Raw genomic sequence first — 17,956 nt, 5'->3', positions numbered from 1 at the left:
ACCGATGCGAAGCCCGTCCCGCTACCGCCGACCGATGCTCGACCGCACCGTCGCCGCGCATGAGACGCGGATCGCCCCGTTCCTCGCGCCCGAGCCCGGTGACCCCGCAGGGCGACGCCGCGTCGCAGGGGAGAACGACACCGCGGTCAGCACGGCCCTGGGGATCTCGCCTCTCGACACCGCCACCGCGGAGCACACCGTGCCCGTCGCCGGCCACCCCGACGTGCGAGTGCGCGTCTACTGGCCCGGGCCCGACCCGACCCCGCAGGGCGCCGGGCTGCCGATCCTCGTCTACTTCTACGGCGGAGGCTTCACGATCGCCGGGATCGACTGGGTGTCCTGGGACGCACGGTTCCGCGAGCGGGCGCGCGACGCCGGGATCATCATCGTCGCCGCGGACTACGCGCACGCGCCGGAACAGCGCTTCCCCACCCAGCCGGAGCAGTGCTGGAGCGCCTGGGAATGGACACACGCCCACGCGGAGGAGCTGGGCGGATCCCGCGACCGGCTCGCCGTGGGCGGCGCGTCATCCGGGGGCGACCTGGCCGCGGCGGTGACGCTCATGAACCGCGACCGCGCCGCGCGCCCGATCGCCCTGCAACTGCTAGAGAACCCGGCGCTCGACCTCACCATCGGGCACGCCGACGCGCGCGGCGTCAGCGCGGGGATGCCCGGCGTCATCGTGCGCAAGGCCGGACGGACGCTGGTGCGTCAGTACGTCGGCGACGACGCGAAGGCGGCCCGCAACCCGTACGCGTCGCCGCTGCTCGCCGACTCCCACGCCGGCCTTCCTCCGGCGCTCATCATCACCTCCGAGCTGGATCCCCTCCGCGGCGACGGCGAGGCGTACGCCAGGGCGCTCTCGGACGCCGGAGTCGACGTCACGGCCGTGCGGTTCATCGGTCAGACCCACGGCTCCCTCGGTGCGACCGGCTTCGTCCCGGCCGCCGACGTCGCCCACCGCCTGATCGTGACCGAGCTGCGCCGGCTGCGGGCGGACTCATGAGCACCGCGGACATGCTGCTGCTCGACGCGCCGGTGCGCGCCTGGCTCCGCCGGAACGAGGAGATCGCGGCCGGACTGCCGGGGTACGGCTCCCCCGACCCCGCCGCGCATCGCCGCGCGGCCAAGGTCCTGAGCGATCTGCTGGCCGCCGAGTTCACGGAACCGACTCCCCCGGGCGTGGAGACCGAGGAGCTGCAGCTCACCGGCGCCGCCGGACCTCTCCGCGCCCGGCGGTTCCGCTCGGCGGGCTCGTCCGGCCCTCTCCCGACCATGCTGTGGCTGCACGGCGGAGGCTGGATCGCGGGGACGATCGACGAGGTGCTCAACGAGAGCACCACCGCGGACCGCGCCCTGCGCTCCGCCGTGCAGATCGTGTCGCTCGAGTACCGCCTCGCCCCGGAGCACCCGTTCCCCGCCCCGGTCGACGACGCCGTCGCAGCGCTCGCAGACTTGCGCGCCCGGGCGGGCGAGCTGGGCGTCGACCCGGCTCGTCTCGGCATCGGAGGCAACTCCGCCGGAGCCACGATCGCGGCCTCCGCCGCCCTTCGTGAGAGGGATGCGGGCCGCCGGCTGCACCATCAGGCGCTCGAGGTGCTGCCCGCCACGCTGCGCCCTCTCGACGGCCCCTCCGAGCAGCAACGCCGCGCCTCCGGCATGGACAGCGCCGAGCTCCTGGTCGGCATCTACCGCGCGGGCGCCCCTCTGGCGGAGTGCTCGCCGCTCGACGCCGCCGATCATCGAGGCCTCGCCCCGGCCCTGATCCTCGCCGCGGAGTTCGACCCGCTCCGCAACGGCGCTGTCGCCTACGCCCGCGCCCTGGAGGACGCGGAGGTCCCCGTGACTCTCCGCATCGGCGCCGGCCACGTGCACGGCTCCCCGGGGCTCACCGCCTGGCAGGGAGCCCGCGACTGGCGCGACGTGTTCGTCGCCGAGGTCGCCGCCGCCTACGCGTCCGAACACCCGCACCCGAACACCGAACCGAGAGGGAGACGATGATGTCCACCCATGCCGCAGACCCCGTGATCCCGCTGCCGTCCGCCCCCTCACCCGCGGACGACTCCGTGCCCGGCGAACGTCAGACCTGGTGGTTCTGGGTCGCGTTCGTCCTCACCTGGCTCGCAACCGGCATCGCCCAGGGCGTCGCCGGGGTCGCCGTGCCGCAGCTCCTCAAGCAGTGGGATCCCGAGCAGGCCACGGGGAATCTCAGCATCGTCCTCACCGCCGGCGGCGCCGCGATCCTCGTCACCACTCCGATCTTCGGGCGTCTCAGCGACCGCTCCCTCTCCCGCCTCGGCGTCCGCCGCCCTTGGATCGCGGCGGGCGTGCTCCTCGCGGCGATCGGCTACCTCCTGCAGGCGTTCGCCACCTCTCTCCTCGTGCTCGGAGCGGGCGTCGTGCTCGTGCTGATCGGGTGGGGAGCCGTGTCGATGACGATCCACACCCTCTTCGCCGATCAGATCCGCCGCCGCATCCGCGCGATCATGTCCGCCGTCACAGGCGCCGCGACGACCATCGGCATCTTCGGCGGTGTCGCGCTGGCCGGCGCGGTCGCGGGCACGGGACAGGTCGGCATGTTCCTCATCCCCGGCGGCATCGCCGTCGTTCTCGCGCTCACGCTCTTCTTCGCCCTGCGCGACCTGCACCGCACGGTCCCCGTTCCCCCGCTCGACTGGCGCGGGGTGCTCGAGACGTTCTGGCTGAGCCCCCGCCGCCACCCCGACTTCGCGTGGGCCTGGATCTGCCGCTTCTTCATGACCGCCTCCATCGTGTCGGTGACCAGCTACCTCTACCTCACGATCTCCAGCCGCTTCGGCATCGACGATCCGGCGCGCATCGCGGTCGTCCAGACCCAGGCGACCGCGGCATTCACGATCATGAACCTCGTGTTGGCCTTCGTCTTCGGCGTCATCTCGGACCGCACAGGGCGGCGCAAGCCGACCGTCGTGATCGGCGCGCTGACGAGCGCGGCCGGGCTCGTCGTCGCCGTCGCGGGCGGCGACGTCACCTTCTTCCTGATCGGGATCGGCATCGTCGGCGCAGGTCAGGGCGCCTACATCGCGGCCGACGTCGCCCTCATGACCGAGTGCCTGCCCTCGACCGAAGACGCCGGCAAGGATCTCGGCATCGTGGCGCTCGCCTACCTGCTGCCGGGCATCCTGGTGCCGGTGTTCGCGTTCTTCGTGACGCGCATCGGCTCGCCCACAGGGGAGAACTTCGTCGCGCTCTATGCCGGCGCGGTCGTGATGGCGCTGTTCGCCGCCTTCGCCGTCACACGGGTCAAGGCGGTCCGATGAGCAGGGGCGATCGGCTGCCCTGGACGGCGCGCGCCGAGTACCGCAGGCTGCGCTCGGCCCCCGACATGCCGGCGCCGACGCATCCGGTCGTGCACCGGACCTCGGGCATCGCGGTGCCCGCAGACGACGGGGCGACGTTGCTCACCGACCATTGGGCGGCGGACGACGCCGGCCCGCACACCGTGCTCATCCGCACGCCCTACGACCGGAACGGCGTCGCCGCCGTGGCGCGCTTCCTCGCCGAACGCGGGCATCACGTCGTGGTGCAGAGCTGTCGCGGCACCTTCGGGTCCGGCGGACGGTTCCGGCCGCTGCACGACGAGGTCGCCGACGGGCAGGCGACGCTGCGTTGGCTGCGCGCGCAGCCGTGGGCGACCGGCCTCGTGCACTCCTGGGGCGGCAGTTACTTCGGGGTGACGCAATGGGCGTACTGCGACGGCGAGCTCCGGCCCGACGCCATGGGCATCGCGGTGTCGGCCCGACGCTTCGACGAGGCGATCCTCTACCTCGGGCACGGTTTCTCGATCGACACGCCGCTCGCATGGGCGTACGCCCTCGGCGTCCAGGAGCGCCGGCCTCCGGCGCGTCTGTGGAGGCTGCTGCGAGCACGCAGGGGCCTCACCCGGGGAGCACGGACGGTGCCGCCGTCCGAAGCTGTTCCGGCAGCTCTCGGCAACGACCCGCAGTTCTTCCGCGACTGGGTCGAGCACAGCGATCCCGGGGATCCCTGGTGGGATCCGCTGCACTTCGCCTCCGATCCCGCAGCGATCCCTCCCGTCACGCTGCTGGCGGGATGGCAGGATCTCTTCCTGGTCGGCCAGCTCCACGACCACGCCGCGCTGCAGGGCGCCGGCGTGCGGACGCGCCTGATCGTGGGCGACTGGATCCACGGCGCTGCGGAGATCACCGTGATCGGCGTGCGCGAGGCGCTGCGGGTGTTCGAGGGCGAGTCCGAGGCCGCCGCCGTGCGCGTCGAGATCAGCGGGGGCGGCGGGTGGCGGGATCTGACCGCATGGCCGCCGCCGAGCGTTCCGCACCGGCTGGAGCTGACCGCGGACGGCCGCCTCGCGGCGCCCGGCATCGCACACGACAGCGGCGCCCTCGCGTCCCGCTACGACCCCGCCGATCCCACCCCCGACGCCGGCGGCCGTACGCTCAACCCGTTCAGCGCGGGGCGTCGGGACCAGCGACGCCGCGAACGCCGGGACGATGTGCTGCTGTTCACGGGCGAGCCTCTCGCCGGCCCGCTGCTGGTCATGGGCTCGCCGGAGATGAGGCTGACGTTCGCCTCCACGAATCCGCGCGCCGACGTCTTCGTGCGCCTCTGCGAAGTCGATCGCCGAGGGGTCTCCCGCACGGTGACCGACGGCTACCTCCGACTCTCCCCGCCCGTCGCTCCCGGCGAGCCGCGCGACGTGGGCGTCGTACTCGCGCCGGTCGCCCATCGCTTCGCCGCGGGCAACCGCCTGCGCGTCCAGGTGTCGTGGGGCGCGCACCCCCTGCATCTGCGCAATCCGGGCACGGCCGACCCCGTCCGCGACCATTCGCGCCTCATCGCCAGCATCCAGACCCTTTTCCTGGGAGGCACGACGCCGGCCATGCTCGTCCTCCCGCTTTCCGACGACACGGCGCCCTCCGTTCACCCCACGGTGCCACGATGACGGGATGCCTCTTGCTCGCCGTCTGACGCTCGCCGATGCCGTCGCGATCGGCCTCGGATCCATGATCGGCGCGGGGGTGTTCATCGTCTGGGGCCCGGCTCTGGGCGCAGCCGGCTCCGGCCTGCTCGTCGCGCTGGCTCTGGCGGGCGTCGTGGCGTTCTGCAACGCCACCTCGTCGGCGCAGCTCGCGGCCGTGCATCCGGTCTCCGGCGGCGCGTACGCGTACGGACGCGCCGAGCTGGGACCGTGGTGGGGGTTCGTCGCCGGATGGTGCTTCGTGACCGGCAAACTCGCGAGCGGGGCTGCGATGGCCATGACGGTCGCCGCCTACGTCGCCCCCGCGGGATGGCAGAGGCCCGTCGCCGTCGTGGCGGTCGCCACGCTCACCGCCGTCACCTGCGTCGGGGTGACCCGCACCGCGCGCGTCACCCAGATGCTCGTGGCCGTGACGCTGCTCGGACTGGTCGTGGTCCTCGCAGCGGCCGGCGCCGCGCTGCCCCACGCCGCGCCGGTGCCGCTCCCGTCCGGATCCCCGTACGGTGTGCTCCAGGCCGCGGGTCTGCTCTTCTTCGCCTTCGCCGGCTATGCGCGGATCGCGACCATGGGCGAGGAGGTGCGTGATCCGTCGCGCACCATCCCGCGGGCGATCGGCATTGCGCTCGCTTCCGCGCTCGCGGTCTACGTCCTCATCGGCGGTGCGGTCGTCATGACGCTCGGCGGGGGCGCGGAGAGCTCGACCGCGCCGCTCGCCGACGTCGTCTCAGCGGCCGGCTGGACGGCCGCGGTGCCTGCGGTGCGGATCGCCGCCGCAGCGGCCGCGACCGGGGCGCTGCTCGCCCTGCTGTCCGGGATCGGGCGCACCTCGCTCGCGATGGCGCGGGAGCGCGATCTGCCCCGTTTCCTGGCCGCTGTCGACCGCGGGCATCACGTCCCGCGGCGCGCCCAGCTGGCCGCCGGCGCCGTCGTGGTGGCGGTCGTGCTCGCCGCCGATCTGCGCGGAGCGATCGGATTCTCCTCGTTCGGGGTGCTGCTGTACTACTTCGTCGCGAACGCCGCCGCGCTCCAGCAGGCCGGGACCGCCCGTCGATATCCGAAGCCGCTGCAGGTGCTCGGCGTCATCGGCTGCGCAACCCTGGCCGCGTCGCTGCCGCTGCCCTCGGTGCTGATCGGTGCGGCTGTCGTCCTCGTCGGCGTCGGGCTGCGGGCGATCAGGCTCGGCGGGGACCGGCATCGGCGCGATACGCCGACGGGGTGAAGCCGAGCACTGCGCGGAAGTCGTTCGCGAGGTGCGACTGATCCGCGTAGCCGAGCTCGACGGCGACCGTCGCGAGATCCGTGTCGGCATGCGAACGGATCCGCTCCGCGGCCTCCTGCAGCCGCCGCCGCCGGATCATGGCTGCGGGCGACAGTCCGACGTGGCGGTGCGCCATGCGCTGCAGCGTGCGCACCGAGACGGCGAGGCGGGCTGCCGCCTGCTCAGGGGTGCGGATGTCTGGATCGGACATGAGCAACTCCGCCATGGCGTTCGCGTGCCGAGCCGGAGCGGGGACCTCGCCCACTCGCTCGCCCAGCCAGGCGCACAGCACCGCGACGGCCCGCTCCCGATGCCCTTCGCCCGAGGACATCGCCCGCGCGACCGCCTCCGTCAGTCCCGGAGCCGGGTACGCCTCCACCCGGTCCAGCAGCGTCGAGGGCTCCTCGGTCAGCGCGGCCACGGCGGCCGGTCGCAACAGCGCGCCAACGGCCCACCCCCTGCCGGTCAACTCCCGGGAGCTGGCTCGCGTCGTCGCGCCCGACAGCACCGTGCCTCCGCTCTCGACGACCAGGTTCAGAGCAGGGAACGACACGAGGTCCTGACGCGACGAACGGCCCGGCTCGATATCCCACTCGGGGATCCAGCACCACTCCACGAGCTCGGCGACCTGGGCCGGTGGCGGAAGACGGTGGAACTGCGGCAGGCGCGCCGGATAGAGCACGCCACGCGTCGGATCGACCATCCCTCGAGCGTAGATGGCGCCCCGGACATCGGACCGCCACCAGGGGTCCGTCCCTCCGTCCGACATGGCGCGAATCTGCAAGAACCGCCCTCCGCTCCGGGCCTAGCCTCGGGTCATGAGCGAAGACACCTCCACGACGAACGCCACCGGCATCACCGGCCAGTACACGACGAACGGCCGCCCGAACTCCGCCACCTCCCTCACCCCGTTCCTGGCCATCCCCGATTCCCGGTCCGCGATCGAGTTCTACCGCGAGATCTTCGGCGCGCGCGTCGTCGAGATCACCGAGTTCGGCGGCGTGGTCGCGCACGCCGACCTCGACTTCGGTCTCGGCGTGCTACAGCTGGGCGACCCCAACCCCGAGTACGGGCTCGTCGCCGCGCCCGCCGGCGACGCCGATTGCTACTCAATGGGTCTCTATGTGCCCGACGTCGACACGGTCGTCGAGCGCGCCGTCGCCGCGGGCGCCACCGTCCGCGAGGCGCCGTCGACGTTCGTCTCGGGCGACCGCTATGCGAGCATCCGGGATCCGTTCGGCGTACGCTGGTCGATCATGACGCGGGTCGAGGACCTCTCGGAGGCCGAGAGCACAGCCCGCATCGCCGAATGGGCCGCCTCGTTCACCGCGACGGAGAGCTGAGCGCTCCGGGGGTCGCGCCCACCGCGGCCTCCTCGGCCGCTGCCGCGGCAGCGGGCAGCAGCGCCTCCGCGGTGCGCCGGTAGCCGAGGGCGCTGGGGTGGAACCGGTCCAGGCTGAACATCTCCTCGGGCTCGTCGAAGAACATCGGGCCGACCGCACGGCGCAGGTCGACCGCCGTGGCTCCGTGCTCGATGGCGGCCTGGGCCTGCGCCGCCGCCAGTCGCCGCGACATCCGCGAGGCGATCGAGCGCAGCGGCTGCGGAACGGCCCGCAGCGCCCCGAGGTCGGGGCAGGTGCCCACCACGACGCCGGCGCCGAGCGCATGCAGCCAGCCGATCGCATCTTCGAGATGCTGCACCGACAGGGAGACCGGGATCCGATGCGTCACGTCGTTGCCGCCCACGACGATCACGGCGACGTGCGGCAGGTAGTCCGTCGGAAGCGAGGCGAGCTGGGCATCCAGATCCGGCGACTCGGATCCGACGATCGCAACGGTGCGCAGTCGCACCGGCCGTCGCGTCCGCCGGGCGACGCCCTTGGCGAGCCGTCCGCCCAGCGTGTCCTTGCGTCGTTCGGCACCAAGACCCGCCGCGAGCGAGTCGCCGAGAAGAAGCAGTTCGATGGGCTCCCCCGACAGGCGCGGCCGCCACACGCGGTCTGCATCGATCGCTTCCTCGCCCAGCGGCTTGCCGATGCGACGTCGGGCGATCCTGGCCTGGCGCCGCAGGGCGAGCGGCACGGCGACGGCCGATCCCGCGACCGCGAGCCCGGCGGCTCCGAGAAGCCCCTTCGAGCGGTTGCTGAGCCCGGCGGAGCGCGAGGATCGGGTCCTGCGGCGGTCGGCAACGTCCATACGCCGATCAGACCGCATCGACATGAACGGCGCGTGACGAGCCGCGGTCGCGAAGGCGACGGTCGCGTCAGGACAGCGGCTTGACCTCCAGCGCATCGGAGGAATCGCCCGCGCGGACACCCGCGAATGCCGTGTAGCCGTCGGCGGCGGCACGTTCCAGCAGAGCCTTGAGGTTCTTCGTTCGCCGCTCCAGCCGCACCCGGGCGCCGCCCGCGATGAGCGCCGCCTTGTGGGCGACGAGCTCCGCCACCGGGACGTCGGCGTCGTGCACCAGCACCACGGCCTGGGCTGCATCATCGTCGGCCGACTCCAGCAGATCGACGATGCGCTCGAAGCCGATCGAGAAGCCGACCGCGGGCACCTGCTGACCGAGGAAGCGTCCGATCATGCCGTCATAGCGACCGCCACCACCCAGCGAGTAGGTCACGGAAGGGTGCGCGAGCTCCATGATCGTGCCCGTGTAATAGCCCATGCCGCGCACGAGGAACGGGTCGAACTGCAGCGGGATCGGGTCGATCCCCTCCGCGGCAGGGCGTGCGGCCGCGACCGCTTCGCCGAGTCCCACGAGGTGCGCGACGAGCTCGTCCGGGGCGTTCTCGGGCAGCGCCTTGCGGATCTGCCGTTCGCCGTAGGGGTTGTACTCGAGCGTCTGCGGGCGGTGCAGGAACGCCTCGAACGCATCCACGGCCGCGGCGGTGGCGCCGCGCTCGCGCAGCTCGGCGACGATGCCGTCCGCACCGATCTTGTCGAGCTTGTCGATCGTGATGAGAACACCGGGGCGCTCGTCCTGCGCGAAGCCGAACGCGTCGAGCATCCAGTCCAGCGCGCGGCGGTCGTTCACGCGCACCGTGCCCCCGGTGAGGCCCAGGGCGTCGATCGTGTCGAGCGATGCGACGATGAGTTCGGCCTCGGCGCGCGCCGAGTCGTCCCCGATGATGTCGATGTCGCATTGCACGAACTGGCGGTACCGGCCCTTCTGCGGGCGCTCGGCGCGCCAGACCGGACCGATCTGGATCGAGCGGAACACCCCGGGCAGCTGGCCGCGGTTCGTCGCGTAGAAGCGGGCGAGCGGGACGGTCAGGTCGTAGCGCAGGCCGAGGTCGCTGAGCGCGGCCGGATCCTCGGCCGCCGCGGCGATGCCCTCGGCGTCGAGACCTCGGCGCAGGATGTTGAACGAGAGCTTCTCGTTGTCGCCGCCGATCCCTGCGTGCAGGCGGTCGTACTCCTCGACGACGGGCGTCTCGATCTCGTCGAAGCCATGCGCGCGGTAGCGCTCGCGGATGACGGACAGCACGCGCTCACGACGTGCCTTGTCGGCGGGGAGGAAGTCGCGCATCCCGCGCGGAGGATTGACCGTTGCCACGGAACCATTCTTCCAGGTCCGTCAGACCGACTCGGATCCCTCCGCGGCCCGCACCTCGTCCTCGAGGATCCTGATCCGCTCGCGCAGCGCACGCTCCGCGTCCCAGCCGTGGGTGCGAGCCGCCACGACGAGAGTCAGCAGCTGGTCGCCGAGCTCGGCCTCCGTGAGCGCGGCGGGTTCCGCAGGAGGCGCGGGAGTCGGGCCGACGATCGCCGGCGGCTCCTCCTCATGCCCGGAAGCGGACGGATCCTCGGAGACCACGACCTTCGCCTTCGCGGCCCGGCCCAGGATCTTCTGCGCGCGGGCGAGGGCGGGCATGCCGGGAGGGATGCCGTCCAGCACGCTGCGGCGCTCGCGCTTCTCGGCCGCCTTGGCCGCGTTCCAGTGCACGAGCACCTCTTCCGGCGTGCGCGCGATCGCATCGCCGAACACATGCGGGTGGCGCCGCGTCATCTTCTCGGTGAGCGTACGCGCGACGTCGTCGATGTCGAACGGATCCGCCGGATCCTGCGCCGCGATCGCCGCATGGAACAGGACCTGCCAGAGCAGGTCGCCGAGCTCTTCGCGCAGCTCCGTACGGTCGCCGCGCTCCACCGCGTCGATGAGCTCGGCCGACTCCTCGACGAGGTACGGCACGAGTTCGCGGTGCGTCATGGCCTGCGACCACACGCACTTCTCTCGCACCTGTCGCATGACCTCGGCGGCCGCGCGGAGCGGATCCTCAGTGCTTCCCGGGTCCACCGTGCCGCTCATCGAAGAGCTCCTCTCGAGCCGTCGGGGTCCGCACCTCGTCCGTGTGCGCCACCCAGAGGTCGTCATCGTCGCCGAAATCCTCATCGGAGGCGCCCGCGGCGCGGTGCACCTTCGCCCGCCATGACACCAGCACGGCGCCGACGAGGAGAGAGACGATCGATCCGAGCAGCACCGCCAGGATCGCCTCGTCGCGGACCTCGGCCTGCTTCGCGAACGCGAGATTGGCCAGCAGCAGCGACACGGTGAATCCGATGCCGCCGAGCGCACCGGCCGCGAGCAGGTCGGGGAACCGGATCGCCGGCGGCGTGCCGCGCGGACGGATCCGCTGCGCGACGAGCCCGAACAGTGAGATGCCGAGCAGCTTGCCGACCGGCAACGCGACGAGGATGCCGAAGAAGGCGGGCGACAGCGCCGACAGCGGCACCTGCGGGATCACCACGAAAGCCGCGACGAACGCGAACAGCGGCAGGACCAGGCCGTTCACCCACGGCTCCAGCGCGTGCCGGGTGCGCTCCGATGCGCGCGGCGCCATCACGAGCCCGAGCATGACTCCGGCGATCGTCGCATGCACGCCGGAGAGGGCGAACAGGGCCCACGCGACGACGCCGACGACGATCATGAGCGCCACGATGAGCGGATCCAGGCGCCGGCGTCGCTGCAGCGTGCGGCTGAGCACCGCGAACACGATCACCGCCACGATCCCCAGTCCCAATCGCAGCAGATCCAGACCGTCGGCGAACAGCACCGCGATGAAGACGATCCCGACGATGTCGTCGAGGATCGCGAGGGCGAGCAGGAACACGCGCACCGCGGACGGCAGACCGCGCCCGAACACGGCGAGTACGCCGAGCGCGAAGGCGATGTCGGTCGCGGTGGGGATGGGCCAGCCCGTCGCGCTCGGCCCGCCGCCCGCGATCACCAGATACACGGCAATCGGGACCAGGATGCCGCCGGCCGCGGCGATCGCGGGCTGGACCGCCGCGCGCAGGCTGTTCAGCTCGCCGCGGGTGAGCTCGAACTGCAGCTCCAGGGCGACGACGAAGAAGAAGATCGCGAGGACCCCGTCGGACACCCAGTGCTCGACCGAGAGGTCGAGTCCGGTGCCGGGCACGGCGAGGTGCGCGTCGAGGATCCCGGCGACCGCATCATGCGAGGGCAGGTTGGCCAGCAGAAGTCCGAGCCCCGCGGCCAGGAGCAGCAGGATCGCGGGGAACTGGGCGGAACGGAGAAGGCGAGTCGTGCGGCTCATCCCTCCCACCGTATCGCGCGCCCATGCACGGCGACGAGAGCCAGGGCGCCCGGGATGGCATACCGCTCCCCGCGGAACGTCACGCGGTCGTCGCGCCGACGGCATCGGTTTACGCTCGAACCGTGACCCCCGACACAACTCATACCGAAGCCATCCGCATCGTCGGCAGGTTCGAGGCAGGGCGCGAGCTGCCCGAGGCGATGCGCGCCGACGTGCGCATGCTCGGCGCGCTGCTCGGCCAGGTCCTGCGCGAATCCGGCGGCGACGATCTGTTCGACGACGTCGAGCGCCTGCGCCAGGCCACGATCGAGGCCTACACCGACGAGTCCGCCGAGGCCTTCGACCGCGCGACCCGGATCGCCGAGGAGTTCTCGGTGCAGCGCGCAGACGAGGTCGCCAGAGCCTTCACCGCCTACTTCCACCTCGTGAACCTCGCCGAGGAGCACCAGCGCGTCCGTGTGCTCCGCGAGCGCGGCGACGACCCCACGTCCACCGACACCGTCGCCGGAGCCTTCGCGCAGCTGAGCGCCGAGGTCGGCGAGGACGAGGCCCGCCGCCGCCTCGGCGCGCTGCGGTTCCACCCCGTGTTCACGGCGCATCCCACCGAAGCCCGCCGCCGCGCGGTGTCATCCAGCATCCGGCGGCTCGCCGACCTGCTCAGCGCGCATGACGCCGCGGCCGAGGGCGGCCCCGAGGCGCACCGCGCACGTCGGCGCATGCTCGAGGAGGTCGACACCCTCTGGCGCACGGCGCCGCTGCGCGCCCAGAAGCCGGCGCCGACCGATGAGGTGCGCACGGTCATGAGCGTCTTCGACGAGACGCTGTTCACCACGGTGCCGCACGTGTACCGCCGCATCGACGACGTGCTGCGCGGCGACGAATCCGGTTCCTCCGCCCCCATCGTCCCCGCCTTCGTGCGCATCGGCACCTGGGTCGGCGGCGACCGCGACGGCAACCCGTTCGTCACGGCCGCCGTGACCCGCGAGGCCGCGGCGATCGCGGCCGACCACGTCCTGCGCGGGCTCGAGCGCGCGATCGAGCGGATCGGCCGCACGCTGACCCTCGATGCCGAGGGCACGCCGCCCTCCGCGGAGGCGACGGCGCTGTGGAGCGCGCTGCAGACCGCCCACCCCGACGTCGCGGGCGAGATCGCCACCCGCTCCCCCTCCGAGCCGCATCGTCGGATGCTGCTGCTGCTCGCGCACCGCGTCGCGGTCACCCGTCGCGGGGACGAGGGCGGATACGAGGATCCGGAGCAGCTCCTCGCCGAGCTTCGCACCGTGCAGTCGTCGCTCGTCGCAGCCGGCGCGCACCGGCATGCGTTCGGCGGGATGCAGCACCTCATCTGGCAGGTGGAGACGTACGGCTTCCACCTCGCCGAGCTGGAGGTGCGTCAGCACTCCCAGGTGCATGCGCGCGCTCTCGCGGAGCTCGACGCCGCGGGCGGATCCGGATCACTCAGCGCCGAGACCGAGGAGGTGCTCGCGGTCTTCCGCACCGTCCGCGAGATCCAGCGCACCCATGGCCCCCGCGCCGCAGGTCGCTACGTCGTCTCGTTCACGCAGTCCGCGCAGGACCTCGCGAACGTGCATCGCCTCGCGCAGTACGCGTGCGGAGACGACGGGCCCGTGCTCGACGTGGTGCCGCTGTTCGAGACGTTCGCCGACCTGCAGGCCGCCCCCGGGATCCTCGCCGAGATCGTCACGCACCCTGCCTTCGCGGCGCGGCTTGCTGCGACCGGCCGCCGCCTGGAGGTCATGCTCGGCTACTCCGACTCGTCGAAGGACGTCGGTCCGGTCGCGGCGAACCTCGCCCTCTACGAGGCGCAGGCGGAGATCGCCGCCTGGGCGCAGCGCGAGAGCATCGAGCTCACCCTGTTCCACGGCCGCGGCGGCGCCCTCGGCCGTGGCGGCGGGCCCGCGAACTCGGCGATCCTCGCGCAGCCGCCGCACTCGGTCGACGGGCGATTCAAGCTCACCGAGCAGGGCGAGGTCATCTTCGCCCGCTACGGCGAGCCCGCGATCGCGATGCGGCACATCGACCAGGTCACCGCCGCGACCCTGCTCGCCTCCTCCCCCGGCGTCGAACAGCGCAACAGCGCCGCCGCCGAGCGGTTCGCCGACGTCGCCGCGACCATGGACCTCGCCTCACGCGAACGCTTCTTCTCCCTCGTGAAGGCGCCGGGCTTCGCGCCCTGGTTCGCCACGGTCACGCCCATGGAGGAGGTCGGCCTGCTGGCCCTCGGGTCCCGCCCGGCGCGTCGTGGGCTCTCCGTCGAATCCCTCGAGGACCTCAGGGCGATCCCGTGGGTGTTCGCATGGACGCAGGCGCGGATCAACCTCGCAGGCTGGTTCGGTCTGGGCACCGCGCTCGACGCCGTCGGAGACGAGGATCTGCTGCGCACCGCGTACCAGGAGTGGCCGCTGCTGCGCACCATGGTCGACAACGTCGCGATGAGTCTCGCGAAGACGGATCCGCGCATCGCCCGCCGCTACCTGGGCCTCGGCGACCGCGACGACCTCGCCGGTCTCGTCCTCGAGGAGATGGAGCTCACCCGCTCCTGGGTGATCCGCCTCACCGGTGGCGAGCGTCTGCTGGAGAACAAGCCCATCCTGCAGCGCGCGGTCGCGATGCGCAGCCCCTACGTGGACGCGCTGTCGCTCCTCCAACTGCGGGCGCTGCGCGGCCTCCGCGACGCGGATGAGCAGGCTCCCGCGCCGGATCCGGAGCTGCAGCGTCTGCTGCTCCTGTCGGTCAGCGGCGTGGCCGCGGGCCTGCAGAACACGGGCTGATCCGGGCTTCTCGCGCAGGGTTCACACGGCGCAGGGCGGGCGGCGTGCCGGGTTAGAGTGAGGAATCCGCCGCATCCGGCTGTCTGCGCACGACACGATCACCCGCGCTCCTCTCCGCATCCCCCTCTGAAAGCACCCGAGTGACCGACACCATCAGCGACCCCGTCAACACCGACTTCCATCCCCTCTCCACGCTCGCCCAGCCCGTCTTCGACGACGTCCTCGCCCTGAACCCGCACGAGCCGGAGTTCCATCAGGCCGTGCACGAGGTGCTGCATTCGATCGGGCCCGTGCTCGAGCGGCACCCCGAGTACGTCGACGCCGGGGTGCTGGAGCGCCTCGTCGAGCCGGAGCGCCAGGTGATCTTCCGTGTGCCGTGGGTGGACGACAACGGAAAGCTGCAGGTGAACCGCGGTTACCGCGTGCAGTACTCCTCCGTGCTCGGTCCGTACAAGGGCGGCCTGCGCTTCCACCCGTCGGTGAACATCTCGATCATCAAGTTCCTCGGCTTCGAGCAGATCTTCAAGAACGCGCTCACCGGTCAGGGCATCGGCGGCGGCAAGGGCGGCTCTAACTTCGACCCGCACGGCCGCAGCGACGCCGAGATCATGCGGTTCTGCCAGTCCTTCATGAACGAGCTGTACCGCCACCTCGGCGAGCACACCGACGTCCCCGCAGGCGACATCGGCGTGGGCGGCCGCGAGATCGGCTATCTGTTCGGCCAGTACCGCAAGATCACCAACCGTCACGAGTCCGGCATGTTCACGGGCAAGGGCATCGGCTGGGGCGGCGCTCAGGTGCGGACCGAGGCCACCGGCTACGGCGCGGTCTTCTTCGCGCAGGAGATGCTGGCCGTGCACGGCGAGTCGCTCGACGGCAAGCGGGTGGGCGTCTCCGGATCCGGCAACGTCGCGATCTACGCGATTCAGAAGGCCGCTCAGCTGGGCGCTGTCGCGGTGACCGCGTCCGACTCCTCCGGATACGTCGTCGACGACGCCGGCATCGATGTGGACCTGCTGCGCCAGATCAAGGAGGTCGAGCGCGGCCGCATCGTCGAGTATGCGAACCGCCGGCCGAGCGCCCGTTTCGTCGAGGGCGGATCCGTCTGGGAGGTGCCGGTCGACATCGCGGTGCCCTCCGCGACGCAGAACGAGCTGGACGGTGCGAGCGCCGCCGCCCTGATCGCGAACGGCGTGCGCGCCGTCTCCGAGGGCGCCAACATGCCGAGCACCCCGGAGGCCGTCGCCGCCTTCCAGGACGCGGGCGTGCTGTTCGCGCCCGGCAAGGCCGCGAACGCCGGCGGCGTCGCGACGTCCGCGCTGGAGATGAGCCAGAACGCGGCCCGTCAGCGCTGGGGCTTCGACGACAGCGAGCAGAAGCTCCGCGACATCATGGCGGACATCCACCACGCCGCGTTCGACGCCGCCGAGCGCTACGGCGTTCCCGGCGACTACGTCGCCGGCGCCAACATCGCCGGCTTCGAGCGGGTCGCGAACGCGATGCTCGCCCAGGGCGTGATCTGAACCGCACTCCGAACGGGGAAGCGCCGGCCCGCCTCGAGCGGGCCGGCGCTTTCGTCTCGGACGCGCTCAGCGTTCCGCAGACGGTGCGCGATCATGCCCGTCGGCGACGGGCGGGCGCACCGCACGGTCGCCGCTCGACCGGCTCGCCGCCCAGGATCCCAGCGTCCGCAGCGCGTCGGATGTCCTCTCGTCGGCGGCCGTGTACGTCACGAGCATGAGTCCGGGCTCATCGGGAAGGGTGAGCGTCTCGTAGTCGAGGGAGAGGCGCCCGACCTCCGGGTGGTCGACGAGCTTGCGACCGTGGGTCTTCACGACCACCTCCTGTCGCGCCCATTCCCGCACGAAGTCATCGCTGCCGATGGTGAGCTCACCGATCAGCGCCGCGATCTCCGGGGCGTCGGGGAGCAGACCCGCCATGCGTCGCAGGTGGGCAGCCGTCTCGCGGGCGACCTTCGCCCATTCGGGATAGTACGAGGGTGAGGTCGGATCCAGGAAGACGTGACGGGCCATGTTCCGTGGCCCGTCGGGGAGCGCGATGAGGGCCTCGCCGAGGAGGTTCGTCGCCAGCACGTCCATGGCCGGCCCCAGCACGAACGCCGGCACCTGGGGCATCGCCTCGAGCAGCGCGCGCACCCCGTGCCGTGCGGCGGGAGTCGAGAGAGCCCGGGGCGCCGGCGCCACGGCATCCGGCCGCGCGAGAACCCGGAGATGATCGCGCTCCACGTCGTCCAGGCTCAGCACGCGCGCGATCGCGTCGAGCACCTGGTCCGACGCCGCCCGCGCCCTGCCCTGTTCCAGACGAACGTAGTAGTCGGGACTGATCCCCGCCAGCAGCGCGACCTCCTCGCGACGCAGCCCCGGCACACGCCGCCGGCCACCCGCGGGGAGACCGCGCTCCTCCGGTGCGACCCGTTCGCGCTTCGCGCGGAGGAACTCGCCGATCTCCGATGTCATGGTCCCAGTATCGCGGCCGCGCGCCGGGCGAGAAGGGTCCTGTCAGACCCAGGTTCATCGGAGCGTTCCCGCCCTCGGCGCCGCCCTCGCAGGCTGGTGCTCATGAACACCGAATCCTCCCTCCCCCTGTCCGGACGCACCGCTCTCGTCACCGGTGCCGGCAGCGGCATGGGCGCGGCCGTCGCCGCGCACCTCGCCGCCCTCGGCGCCTCCGTCGCCGCCCTCGGCCGCCGCGAGGATCGACTCGTCGCCGTCGCCGAGGCGTCCGCAGAATCCGCCGGACGCGTGCTGGCCGTGCCGGCCGACATCACCTCGGATGCCGACGTCGAAGCCGCGGTCACGCGCATCCATGCGGAACTGGGGCGCGTCGACATCCTCGTCAACGCCGCCGGCGTGATGCTGCCGAACCCTCTCGCCGACGGTCGCGCCGACGAGTGGGGTCGCATGATCGACACGAATCTCACCGGCCTGCTCCGAATCACCCGCGCCGTGCTGTCGGACCTTGTGGAAGGAACCGGATCCCGCGACATCGTCAACATCTCGTCGATCGCCGCGCACGCGGTGTTCCCCGACTACGCCGTCTACGCCGCGACGAAAGCCGCCGTCACCGCGCTCTCCGCCATGCAGCGCACCGAGATGGCCCGGCACGGCGTGCGGGTCACCAACGTCGAACCCGGTCTCACCTCGACCGAGCTCGGCACCCACATCGAGAACGAGCGGCTGGGGGCCGAACTCGCCGCCATGTTCGACGCGATCGAGGCGATCTCCGCCGATGACATCGCCGATCTGGTCGACTTCGTCGTGACCCGCCCCGCGCACGTGAATCTGCGCCAGGTCGTCGTCCTGCCGACGCAGCAGGCATGATCCCGGTC

15 protein-coding genes are annotated in these 17,956 nt (G+C 72.1%); 9 read left to right on the top strand and 6 right to left on the bottom strand.

Going from position 1 to position 17,956, the window contains the following annotated elements; genetic code table 11:
- Positions 1 to 4 precede the first annotated feature (4 nt).
- The 5 genes from LXM50_RS06775 to LXM50_RS06755 are packed head-to-tail and all read left to right on the top strand — an operon-like array spanning position 5 to position 6,215.
- A complete protein-coding gene (locus tag LXM50_RS06775; protein WP_233310546.1) occupies positions 5 to 1,006 on the top strand; it encodes an alpha/beta hydrolase in 1,002 nt (333 codons plus the stop codon).
- Complete coding sequence (locus LXM50_RS06770; protein ID WP_233310545.1) at positions 1,003 to 2,001, top strand: alpha/beta hydrolase fold domain-containing protein; 999 nt, start codon at positions 1,003 to 1,005, stop codon at positions 1,999 to 2,001. The genes LXM50_RS06775 and LXM50_RS06770 overlap by 4 nt, the downstream gene beginning before the upstream one ends.
- Positions 2,001 to 3,299, top strand: a complete 1,299-nt coding sequence (locus LXM50_RS06765; RefSeq protein WP_233310544.1) for an MFS transporter — start codon at positions 2,001 to 2,003, stop codon at positions 3,297 to 3,299. The genes LXM50_RS06770 and LXM50_RS06765 overlap by 1 nt, the downstream gene beginning before the upstream one ends.
- Positions 3,296 to 4,960: a CocE/NonD family hydrolase gene (locus tag LXM50_RS06760; protein WP_233310543.1), complete on the top strand. Its 1,665-nt coding sequence runs from the start codon at positions 3,296 to 3,298 to the stop codon at positions 4,958 to 4,960. Before LXM50_RS06765 ends, LXM50_RS06760 begins: the two co-directional genes overlap by 4 nt.
- Positions 4,961 to 4,964: 4 nt before the next feature.
- The gene (locus LXM50_RS06755; RefSeq protein WP_233310542.1) at positions 4,965 to 6,215 is read left to right on the top strand and encodes an APC family permease; all 1,251 of its coding nucleotides are present in this window, start codon (positions 4,965 to 4,967) and stop codon (positions 6,213 to 6,215) included.
- On the opposite strand, the gene LXM50_RS06750 is transcribed toward LXM50_RS06755, so the two are convergent.
- Positions 6,169 to 6,957 carry a helix-turn-helix domain-containing protein gene (locus LXM50_RS06750; RefSeq protein ID WP_233310541.1) on the bottom strand — a complete coding sequence of 263 codons (789 nt, stop codon included), beginning with the start codon at positions 6,955 to 6,957 and terminating at the stop codon, positions 6,169 to 6,171. The genes LXM50_RS06755 and LXM50_RS06750 overlap by 47 nt on opposite strands.
- A gap of 115 nt (positions 6,958 to 7,072) precedes the next feature.
- Here LXM50_RS06750 and LXM50_RS06745 point away from each other — a divergent pair, with 115 nt between their 5' ends.
- A complete protein-coding gene (locus tag LXM50_RS06745) occupies positions 7,073 to 7,597 on the top strand; it encodes a glyoxalase/bleomycin resistance/extradiol dioxygenase family protein (RefSeq protein WP_233310540.1) in 525 nt (174 codons plus the stop codon).
- Here the strand turns inward: LXM50_RS06745 and LXM50_RS06740 are convergent.
- From LXM50_RS06740 to nhaA, 4 genes are all read right to left on the bottom strand, one after another.
- A complete protein-coding gene (locus tag LXM50_RS06740; RefSeq protein ID WP_233310539.1) occupies positions 7,578 to 8,450 on the bottom strand; it encodes an SGNH/GDSL hydrolase family protein in 873 nt (290 codons plus the stop codon). The genes LXM50_RS06745 and LXM50_RS06740 overlap by 20 nt on opposite strands.
- A gap of 67 nt (positions 8,451 to 8,517) precedes the next feature.
- Positions 8,518 to 9,786 carry a HisS family protein gene (locus LXM50_RS06735; protein WP_233310739.1) on the bottom strand — a complete coding sequence of 423 codons (1,269 nt, stop codon included), beginning with the start codon at positions 9,784 to 9,786 and terminating at the stop codon, positions 8,518 to 8,520.
- Between the two features lie 48 nt (positions 9,787 to 9,834).
- On the bottom strand, positions 9,835 to 10,566 hold the full coding sequence (locus tag LXM50_RS06730) for a MazG family protein (protein WP_233310538.1): 732 nt from the start codon (positions 10,564 to 10,566) through the stop codon (positions 9,835 to 9,837).
- Positions 10,535 to 11,815, bottom strand: coding sequence for a Na+/H+ antiporter NhaA (nhaA, locus tag LXM50_RS06725; RefSeq protein WP_233310537.1), 1,281 nt, complete (start codon positions 11,813 to 11,815; stop codon positions 10,535 to 10,537). Before nhaA ends, LXM50_RS06730 begins: the two co-directional genes overlap by 32 nt.
- 200 nt (positions 11,816 to 12,015) lie before the next feature.
- Here nhaA and LXM50_RS06720 point away from each other — a divergent pair, with 200 nt between their 5' ends.
- Together LXM50_RS06720 and gdhA are read left to right on the top strand one after the other, a co-directional pair.
- Positions 12,016 to 14,607, top strand: coding sequence for a phosphoenolpyruvate carboxylase (locus LXM50_RS06720; RefSeq protein ID WP_233310738.1), 2,592 nt, complete (start codon positions 12,016 to 12,018; stop codon positions 14,605 to 14,607).
- Between the two features lie 152 nt (positions 14,608 to 14,759).
- A complete protein-coding gene (gene gdhA, locus LXM50_RS06715; protein ID WP_308192511.1) occupies positions 14,760 to 16,130 on the top strand; it encodes an NADP-specific glutamate dehydrogenase in 1,371 nt (456 codons plus the stop codon).
- A gap of 66 nt (positions 16,131 to 16,196) precedes the next feature.
- Here gdhA and LXM50_RS06710 read toward each other — a convergent pair whose 3' ends face one another.
- Positions 16,197 to 17,084: a helix-turn-helix transcriptional regulator gene (locus LXM50_RS06710; RefSeq protein WP_233310536.1), complete on the bottom strand. Its 888-nt coding sequence runs from the start codon at positions 17,082 to 17,084 to the stop codon at positions 16,197 to 16,199.
- Between the two features lie 102 nt (positions 17,085 to 17,186).
- Between LXM50_RS06710 and LXM50_RS06705 the strand changes: the two genes are divergently transcribed.
- Entirely contained in the window at positions 17,187 to 17,948 is a 762-nt protein-coding gene (locus LXM50_RS06705) for an SDR family oxidoreductase (RefSeq protein WP_233310535.1), read from the top strand.
- The last annotated feature ends 8 nt before the right edge of the window (positions 17,949 to 17,956 follow it).

It is taken from the genome of Microbacterium sp. Au-Mic1 (assembly GCF_021341785.1).
Taxonomy (GTDB): domain Bacteria; phylum Actinomycetota; class Actinomycetes; order Actinomycetales; family Microbacteriaceae; genus Microbacterium.
Note: the sequence above shows the minus strand (reverse complement) of the source record. Positions and strands in the feature narration are given on the sequence as shown.

Excerpts from the sequence above, each read along its gene's own strand:
- nhaA (WP_233310537.1), bottom strand. The coding sequence starts at position 11,815 with ATGAGCCGCACGACTCGCCTTCTCCGTTCCGCCCAGTTCCCCGCGATC.
- LXM50_RS06770 (WP_233310545.1), top strand. The coding sequence starts at position 1,003 with ATGAGCACCGCGGACATGCTGCTGCTCGACGCGCCGGTGCGCGCCTGG.
- LXM50_RS06720 (WP_233310738.1), top strand. The coding sequence starts at position 12,016 with ATGCGCGCCGACGTGCGCATGCTCGGCGCGCTGCTCGGCCAGGTCCTG.
- LXM50_RS06705 (WP_233310535.1), top strand. The coding sequence starts at position 17,187 with ATGAACACCGAATCCTCCCTCCCCCTGTCCGGACGCACCGCTCTCGTC.
- LXM50_RS06710 (WP_233310536.1), bottom strand. The coding sequence starts at position 17,084 with ATGACATCGGAGATCGGCGAGTTCCTCCGCGCGAAGCGCGAACGGGTC.
- LXM50_RS06755 (WP_233310542.1), top strand. The coding sequence starts at position 4,965 with ATGCCTCTTGCTCGCCGTCTGACGCTCGCCGATGCCGTCGCGATCGGC.
- LXM50_RS06760 (WP_233310543.1), top strand. The coding sequence starts at position 3,296 with ATGAGCAGGGGCGATCGGCTGCCCTGGACGGCGCGCGCCGAGTACCGC.
- LXM50_RS06775 (WP_233310546.1), top strand. The coding sequence starts at position 5 with ATGCGAAGCCCGTCCCGCTACCGCCGACCGATGCTCGACCGCACCGTC.
- LXM50_RS06750 (WP_233310541.1), bottom strand. The coding sequence starts at position 6,957 with ATGGTCGATCCGACGCGTGGCGTGCTCTATCCGGCGCGCCTGCCGCAG.
- LXM50_RS06765 (WP_233310544.1), top strand. The coding sequence starts at position 2,001 with ATGTCCACCCATGCCGCAGACCCCGTGATCCCGCTGCCGTCCGCCCCC.
- LXM50_RS06745 (WP_233310540.1), top strand. The coding sequence starts at position 7,073 with ATGAGCGAAGACACCTCCACGACGAACGCCACCGGCATCACCGGCCAG.
- LXM50_RS06735 (WP_233310739.1), bottom strand. The coding sequence starts at position 9,786 with ATGCGCGACTTCCTCCCCGCCGACAAGGCACGTCGTGAGCGCGTGCTG.
- LXM50_RS06740 (WP_233310539.1), bottom strand. The coding sequence starts at position 8,450 with ATGGACGTTGCCGACCGCCGCAGGACCCGATCCTCGCGCTCCGCCGGG.
- LXM50_RS06730 (WP_233310538.1), bottom strand. The coding sequence starts at position 10,566 with ATGAGCGGCACGGTGGACCCGGGAAGCACTGAGGATCCGCTCCGCGCG.